The sequence below is a fragment of the Amycolatopsis sp. NPDC054798 genome, assembly GCF_053611505.1.
Genome location: NZ_JBSHAM010000186.1, coordinates 1 through 7,439 on the forward strand (window position 1 = coordinate 1; position 7,439 = coordinate 7,439).

The 7,439-nt window shown below is 69.5% G+C and carries 7 protein-coding genes; 4 read left to right on the forward strand and 3 right to left on the reverse strand.

The window, feature by feature from the left end:
* Nucleotides 1-140: 140 nt before the first annotated feature.
* Entirely contained in the window at nt 141-1,469 is a 1,329-nt protein-coding gene (locus ACWGIC_RS44185; RefSeq protein ID WP_452081923.1) for an aminotransferase-like domain-containing protein, read from the reverse strand.
* A gap of 116 nt (nt 1,470-1,585) precedes the next feature.
* On the opposite strand from ACWGIC_RS44185, the gene ACWGIC_RS44190 reads away from it, so the two are divergent.
* Nucleotides 1,586-2,395, forward strand: coding sequence for an ABC transporter ATP-binding protein (locus ACWGIC_RS44190; RefSeq protein WP_378306058.1), 810 nt, complete (start codon nt 1,586-1,588; stop codon nt 2,393-2,395).
* Between the two features lie 8 nt (nt 2,396-2,403).
* Here ACWGIC_RS44190 and ACWGIC_RS44195 read toward each other — a convergent pair whose 3' ends face one another.
* Together ACWGIC_RS44195 and ACWGIC_RS44200 are read right to left on the reverse strand one after the other, a co-directional pair.
* Nucleotides 2,404-4,128 carry a transglycosylase domain-containing protein gene (locus tag ACWGIC_RS44195; protein WP_452081924.1) on the reverse strand — a complete coding sequence of 575 codons (1,725 nt, stop codon included), beginning with the start codon at nt 4,126-4,128 and terminating at the stop codon, nt 2,404-2,406.
* 151 nt (nt 4,129-4,279) lie between these two features.
* Nucleotides 4,280-5,002, reverse strand: coding sequence for a FadR/GntR family transcriptional regulator (locus ACWGIC_RS44200; RefSeq protein ID WP_452081925.1), 723 nt, complete (start codon nt 5,000-5,002; stop codon nt 4,280-4,282).
* A 72-nt stretch (nt 5,003-5,074) separates the two neighbouring features.
* Here ACWGIC_RS44200 and ACWGIC_RS44205 point away from each other — a divergent pair, with 72 nt between their 5' ends.
* The 3 genes from ACWGIC_RS44205 to ACWGIC_RS44215 all read left to right on the forward strand — a co-directional run bounded on the left by ACWGIC_RS44205 (nt 5,075) and on the right by ACWGIC_RS44215 (nt 7,307).
* The gene (locus tag ACWGIC_RS44205; protein WP_452081926.1) at nt 5,075-5,662 is read left to right on the forward strand and encodes an ArsR/SmtB family transcription factor; all 588 of its coding nucleotides are present in this window, start codon (nt 5,075-5,077) and stop codon (nt 5,660-5,662) included.
* Nucleotides 5,662-5,841 (forward strand): hypothetical protein, encoded by a 180-nt coding sequence (locus ACWGIC_RS44210; protein WP_452081927.1) that lies wholly within the window; start codon nt 5,662-5,664, stop codon nt 5,839-5,841. The genes ACWGIC_RS44205 and ACWGIC_RS44210 overlap by 1 nt, the downstream gene beginning before the upstream one ends.
* A gap of 464 nt (nt 5,842-6,305) precedes the next feature.
* Nucleotides 6,306-7,307 (forward strand): IS481 family transposase, encoded by a 1,002-nt coding sequence (locus ACWGIC_RS44215; protein ID WP_452081928.1) that lies wholly within the window; start codon nt 6,306-6,308, stop codon nt 7,305-7,307.
* Nucleotides 7,308-7,439: the final 132 nt, after the last annotated feature.

Sequence of the window (7,439 nt, forward strand, 5' to 3'; positions counted from 1 at the left end):
CCCTCAAGGTGGCCCTCACGGACCTCTCAACCACACCACCCGACACAAACCCGGACGATGCCCCGTGCCCCGCTGGGGCTCGTGAGCCCGTAGGCAGCCGAACCTCGGTGCGCCCTAACCGGCATAAACACCCACGACACCTACTCCACCAACGTGTCGTCCGGCGACCCGCTCGCCAGCGAAGCCAGCACCTCCAACGCACTCGCCAGCGTCGCCTCCGCAGGCGCCGACACCGCGATCCGCACCGCGTTCGGCGCGTGCCCCGGCACCACCGAGAACGCTGCCGCCGGGGACAACGCGATCCCCCGCCGGGCAGCAGCGGCCACAAAGGTCTCGGCCCGCCATTGCTCCGGCAGCACCCACCACCGGTGGTAGGCCGCCGGGTCGCCGTACACCCGGAAGCCCGCCAGCCGTTCAGCAACGATTCTCGCCCGCACTGCGGCGTCCGCGCGCTTCGCGGCTTCGACCTCCGCCAGCACGCCGCCGGTGATCCACCGCCGCGCCGCCTCCACGGAGAAGCGCGACGCTGCCCAGCCGCCCGACCGGATCGCGCTCGCCAGCCGCGCGACCCACGCCGGTGGCACCACGAGGAATCCGGCGGTGAGTCCGGGCGCGACGCGTTTCGACAGGCTGTCCACGAAGACCGTCCGCTCGGGCATCAGCGCGGCGAGCGGTTCGGTGTCCGGGCGGAGGAAGGTGTAGATGCCGTCCTCGATCACCGGCAAATCCAGCCCGCGGACGGTCGCGGCCAGCTCCGCGCGGCGCTGCGGCGGCATCGTGGTGCCGATCGGGTTGTGCAGGGTCGGCTGGACGTACAGCGCCCGCACCGGAGCGCTCGCCGCGAGCGCGGCCGGGACCAGGCCGTGCGCGTCGGTTTCGATCGGCACCAGCTCGATGCCGAGCCGGGCCGCCGCGGCCTTGACCACGGGATACGTCAGGGATTCGACCGCCAGCCGCTCTCCGGTGGGCACGAACGCCGCGAGCGCGGCCGCGATGCCCTGCCGTCCGTTGCCCGCGACCAGCACCGAAGCCGGATCCGGCGTCCACGTGCCGCGCGCGAGCATGGCGGCGGCCGCTTCGCGGACCGCTTTGGTGCCAGCCGCGCCGAGCGGATGCAGGGCGTCGGTGAAGACGTCCGAGCGCAGCACGGGTTCGAGTGCTTGCGCCAGCTTGGCCGATTGGCTTGGCAGCACAGCGAAGTTGAGTTCGAGGTCCACCCGCGCGTTGCCGGGTTCGGACAGCGCCGGTTCGGGGCCGGGCTTCGCCGCGCGCACGAAGGTGCCCCGGCCGACCTCGCCGATCGCCAGGCCGCGGCGGACGAGTTCGCCGTACACGCGGGCCGCGGTGGAGCCGGCGATGCCGCGGTCGCGCGCGAAGCGGCGCTGCGGCGGCAGCCGGTCGCCGGGCCGCAACCGCCCGGCTTCGATGTCGGCGGCGAGTTCGTCCGCGACGACGCGGTAGTCGTCCATCCCACCCTCGCTCTGCCGGGGTTCTCCCGGACGCATCATGGCATCGGCCGGTCACTGTTCGCTAATGCGACCTACGGAACTCCCCGAACGGGGGTCACTAGGTTAGCCTTACCTGTGTGGCACTGACGAGCGAAGAGACCCGACTGCACGCCGAGAACCTGACGCTGGCCTACGACGGCCGCACGGTCGCCGAGCGGCTCGGCGTGGTCATCCCGGACAAGTCGTTCACGGTCATCGTCGGTCCCAACGCCTGCGGCAAGACGACGCTGCTGCGCGCGCTCGCCCGGATGCTGAAGCCGCGCGAGGGCTCGGTGTACCTCGACGGCGAGGTGATCTCCAGCTACGGCGCGAAGGAGGTCGCCCGCAGGCTCGGCCTGCTGCCGCAAAGCTCGATCGCGCCGGACGGGATCACTGTGGCCGACCTCGTCGCGCGCGGCCGGTACCCGCACCAGAAACTGCTGCGCCAGTGGTCCCGCGACGACGCGGCGGTGGTCGCCGATTCGATGCGCGCGACCGGCGTCGACGACCTCGCCGAGCGGATGGTGGACGAGCTGTCCGGCGGGCAGCGCCAGCGCGTCTGGATGGCGATGGCGCTGGCCCAGCAGACCGATCTGCTGCTGCTCGACGAGCCGACGACCTACCTGGACATCGCGCACCAGCTCGACATCCTCGACCTCTGCGCGACCCTGCACAGCGAACAGGGCCGCACACTGGTCGCGGTGCTGCACGACCTCAACCACGCGGCCCGGTACGCGACGCACCTGATCGCGATGCGCGACGGCAAGGTGCTGGCCACCGGGACGCCGGAGGAGGTCGTGACGGCGGAGAACGTCGAGCGGATTTTCGAGCTGCCGTGCCGGGTGATGGAATGCCCGGAGAGCGGGAGCCCGATGGTGATCCCGAAGGTCAGCCGCCGGGCCGCCTGATCTGGACGTCAGCGGCGGGCCATGAAGGACCGCCACACGTCCGCGGGCACCGACGCACCTGTCACCTTCTTGCCATCCGCATCGGTCAGCCGGCGGTTGTCGTCGGAGCCGAGCCACACCGCCGTCGCCAGCTGCGAGGTGTAGCCGACCGCCCAGGCGTCCTGGTTGTCGCGCGAATTGCCGCGCTCGAACTCTCCCGTGCGCAGGGCCGCCTCGCGACCGTCGGGCAATGTGGTCCGCAAAACCGAAGTCAGGTCCTGCGCCACCTTCTCCGGCACGGCCGAAACCGGCTCGTTTTCGTGCTGCCACACGACTTTCCCCGACTGGTCGAGAACCTTGTCCACCAGGTGCACTGCCGCGCGCATCCCGTTGTTGGCGTAGGTCGCGTACGCCCCGGCGACGTCGAGCGGCCGCATCGGATACCGGCCGACGACGATGCCTGAGCCGATCGTGGCACCGTCCTGTTCGCGCATGGTCGGAGTGCCGTCCACCGCGTCCGGGATCCCCGCCGCACGCGCCGCCGCGCTCACCTCGTCGACGCCGACCTTCTTGGACACCGTGATGAACGGCGTGTCCGCTCCCGACGTCAACGCGCTGCGCAAGGTGCAGGGCTGCGGGCACTTCGGCGGATACTCGAACTTCTCGCCGAGATACTGGATCTCCTTGGGAGCAGCCACCTTCTCGTCCAGCGACATCCCGTTCTTCAGCCCAGCCGCCGCGGTGAACGGGTAGAACGCCGAACCGAGCGCGTGCCCGGTTGACGCATAATCGCGGACACCGTTGTTGCCGCCGTCGTACGCGCGCACCGCACCATTCGTCGGATCGACCGCCACCAGCGCGCCGCGGAACTCCGCTGGTTCGCCTTTCAACCGGTCGCTCAGCGCGGTGTGCGCGGCGGTCTGCAAACCCGGGTCCAGCGTGGTCTGAACAGTCAGATTCCCTTGCTGCAACCGGGAAAGCGAGAATCCCGCCGCCTCCAGTTCGGTGAGCACTCGCTGTTTGAGGTGGTACTGGTCGTAATTCAGGCTCACTCGCGTTTCCGCGGGCGGCTTGATCTCCGCGCCCGGATAGGCCATGCCGTCGGTGTTCTTCAGATAGCCGCGCTCGACCAGCTTGTCGCGCACGTATCGCCAGCGTTTCGCCGCGTGCTCGTCGCCGGACGCCGCCGGATCGTGCACCGACGGCGACTGGATCATCCCGGCCAGGAACGCGGCCTCGCTCCAGGTGATGCTGTTGTCGAGCGGACGGCCGAAGAACGCGTTCATCGCCGCTGCCGGTCCGAAAGTGTTGCGCCCGAAGGAGATGATGTTGACGTAGCTCTCGAAGATCTGTTCCTTGCTCTGCTCCTGGGTGATTTTCGTGGCGAGCACGAGTTCCTGCATCTTCCGGGAGAGCGTCGAATCCTCGTCGCCGGTCGATTTCTTGATGTACTGCTGGGTGATCCCGGAGCCGCCGCCGACGCCGGTCAGGAACGCGCGGCCGATCCCGGTCGGATCGAAGCCGGAGTTGGCCCAGAAGGTCGGATCTTCGGTGGCGACGATGGCGTCGCGCAGCTTCTGCGGGATCTGGTCGAACGGCACGAACCGCCGGTCGCCTTCCGGGGGAACGATGCGCAGCAGTTCGCTGCCGTCGGCGTTCTTCAGCGTGACGGTTTTGCCGAGCGAGGCGAGGACGTCCTGCGGGCTGCGGACGTCGAGCAGCAGGTAGGCGATCCAGAACGCGATCAGCGGCACGCCGACCGCGAACCCGGTCAGGTAGTAGGCACCCCTGCGGATACGGCGCCACTTGCGACGAACAACAGCGGATCGGTCACTCTCCGGGGCTGACTCCACGATGGAAGGACGACTGAACTAGTGACAAGGTTCTGTCGGTCCGGTGAATTGATCACGAGAGGAACGCGCGCAGCAACGACGCGGTGCCCTCGATGTGCTCGGCCATCGCCTGCCGCGCGGCCACCGGGTCACCGGCCAGTATCGCGTCGACGATCGCCTCGTGCTGCGCGTTCGAATGCTCCAGATTGGGCTCGAGCAGCGGAATCCGGTCGAGCAACTGGTTGACCCGCGTCCGCGCGTCCGCGACCGTGCTGGTCAGCGACGCCGACGCGGTGACCTCGGCGATCGCCAGGTGCAGCCGGGAATCCTTGCGCCGGTAATCGGCGAGACCGGCCGCCGACGCCTCCGCGAGCGTGCCGGTCAGATGCTGCCGGTCCGCCGGGCTCAACGTCCGCGCCGCGGCCGCCTCCGCGGCACCGGTCTCCAGCACATACCGCAGGCACAGCGCGTCTTCCAACCCTGCCGGGTCCACCTCGCCGACCGCTCGCTCCGCCGGATCCGGCAGCTTCTCGTTCACGAACGTGCCGCCGTACCGCCCGCGCCGCGACTCGACGTACCCCGCGTCGGCCAGCGCGCGAATCGCCTCCCGCAACGTCACCCGGCTCACGCCGAGCCGCTCGGCCAGCTCCCGCTCCGACGGCAACCGATCCCCCGCGCCGACGACGCCGAGCCGGATCGCCTGCAACAGCCGCTCGACGGTCTCCTCGAAGGCGTTCCCGGCCCGCACCGGCCGGAACAAGGCCGCGTTCGCGCTCACCACCGAGGTCGACTCCACGTGTCCGAGTCTATGCTGCCTAATTGCAGAGAAACCTTTGCAAAGAGTTCTCTGCAGTCCTAGAGTAGGAGCATGCCTGCCGAACGCCGCACCCGCCAGCTCGACGCACAGACCCTGCGCGCGCTGGCACATCCGCTGCGGATGGAACTGCTGGACCTGCTGACCGTCGACGGCCCGGCCACCGCGACCGGGCTCGCCAAACGCGTCGGCGAAAGCTCCGGCACCACGTCGTGGCACCTGCGGCAGCTCGCCGAAACCGGCCTGGTCGTGGAAGACACCGACCGCGGCTCGAAACGCGAACGCTGGTGGCGCGCGGCCCAGGAATCCACGCGGATGAGCGCGGCGGATTTCGTCCACGATCCCGAGATGGCCGGGCCGCTGATGACGTTCCTGCACCAGCACGTGGACCAGCGGTACCGGGAACAAGCCCAGTTCGTCGCCGAACTGCCGCGCTGGGCGGACGACTGGCGCGACAGCTCAACGCTCAGCAGCACGCAGTTGTCCCTCACCGCCGACGAAACCCGGCAGATGATCCAGGAAATCGAAGCCGTGATCGAGCACTACCGCCGCCCGGCCGGCCCCGGCGACGAAGCGGTGATCACGCAATGGGCGGCGTTCCCGCGCTCGACCACCGAACCCGCCGACGAGGGGGAAGCCTGATGGACCCGTTCTTGACCGCACTGGCCGCCGCCCGGCACGACGAACTGCGCGCCGCCGCCGTCCGCTGCCCGCCCACGCCCCGCCCGCCCGCGCGGCAACGGCTCGGCTGGTGGCTGATGGAAGTGGGTTTGAGGCTCGCGACGCCCAAACGCCGGGAGGGGCTTCTTGAGGGGACCTGATTTCGCCGGGGGGCTTTTGCGGGCTCCCTGCGGTCCGTGAGGGGGCCCCTCACGGACTCTCGTTCTCCGGGGTTCCCCTCACGACCATCCGCCGTGCGTGAGGGGTCCCTTCACGGACTTCCGCGCTCCGTGAAGGCCACCTTCACGGACCCTGATTCCCCCAGGGTTCCCCTCACGACCATCCGCCGTGCGTGAGGGGCCCCTTCACGGACTTGGATTCCCTCAAGGAGTCCTTCACGGCCCACCTGCCAAGCATCGCCTGCACCCAATGTGGCATTCGGTGCATCCCACGCACCCAATGCCACATTCGGTGCGCCAAACGCACCCAATGAGGCGTTGGGGGCGCTAGCTGTTGCGGGTCATGACGTTGGTGACGCGGGCGAGGGCCTGAGAAGAGGGACGGGTCTTTCAGCGGCAGGATGAGAAGTGCGACCAACTCGTCCGCCGAGCAGAAAGACCCGTCCGTGTCCCACCGTAATGCCCCGCTGTCGCTCGAGGGCCGCCGCCGGCTCGTGCAGCGTTGCCAGACCCGCCCGATCGCCCACGTCGCCACCGAGATGGGCCTCTCGCGCCAATGCGCATCCAAGTGGGTCAACCGCTGGCGCCGCCACGGCGAAGCCGGCCTGCTCGACCGCCCGAGCGTCCCGCACCGCCAGTCCACCGCCGCCCCCGCCGAGGTCGTGGCCCGGATCGAGCAGTTGCGCCGACAGCAGAAATACTCCGCCCGCCGGATCGCGACCGAACTGGCCGCCGAGGGCATCGCCATCTCCGTGCGGACCGTCGGACGGCAACTGCTGCAGCTCGGGCTGAACCGACGCCGGTTCCTCGACCCCGCCGGCGCCGCCAACCGCGAGCCGAGGCGGATCACCGCGCGCTGGCCCGGGCACATGGTCCACCTCGACGTGAAGAAGACCGGCCAGATCCCCGACGGCGGCGGCTGGCGGATCCACGGCAAAGGCAGCGACCAGGACAAACGCGCCCGCCGCGGCAGAACCCGAGGCCAGCGGACCGGCTACACCTACCTTCACTCCGCCGTCGACGGCTACTCACGCCTGGCCTACACCGAAGCCCTGCCCGACGAGAAAGCCCGCACCGCGATCGGGTTCGTCCACCGCGCCCGGGCGTTCTTCGCCCGCCACGGCATCACCCACATCCACCGCCTGGTCACCGACAACGGCGCCTGCTACCGCGCTCACGACTTCGCCACCGTCCTGCGCGGCGCCCGCCATCAGCGGATCAACCCCTACACCCCACGCCACAACGGCAAAGTCGAACGCTACAACCGGATCCTGGCCGAAGAGTTCCTCTACGCCCACGTTTGGACCAGCGAAGCCCACCGCACCGCAGCCCTGCACGTCTGGAACATCCACTACAACTACCACCGACCACACACTGCCGCCCGAAACCAGCCACCAGCCACCCGGCTCCACACCGGCGTCACCAACGTCATGGCCTCATACAGCTAGCCCCAATCCCTAAACCCCCACCGCCACACCCCGCCGACCCCAGGCGCCCAGCCCCCTCCCCGCACCCCGATACGAAGCCCAAATGCGGGCGGCGGGTGTTTGTCAAGGCATCTTTCCCGCCTTGACAACCAC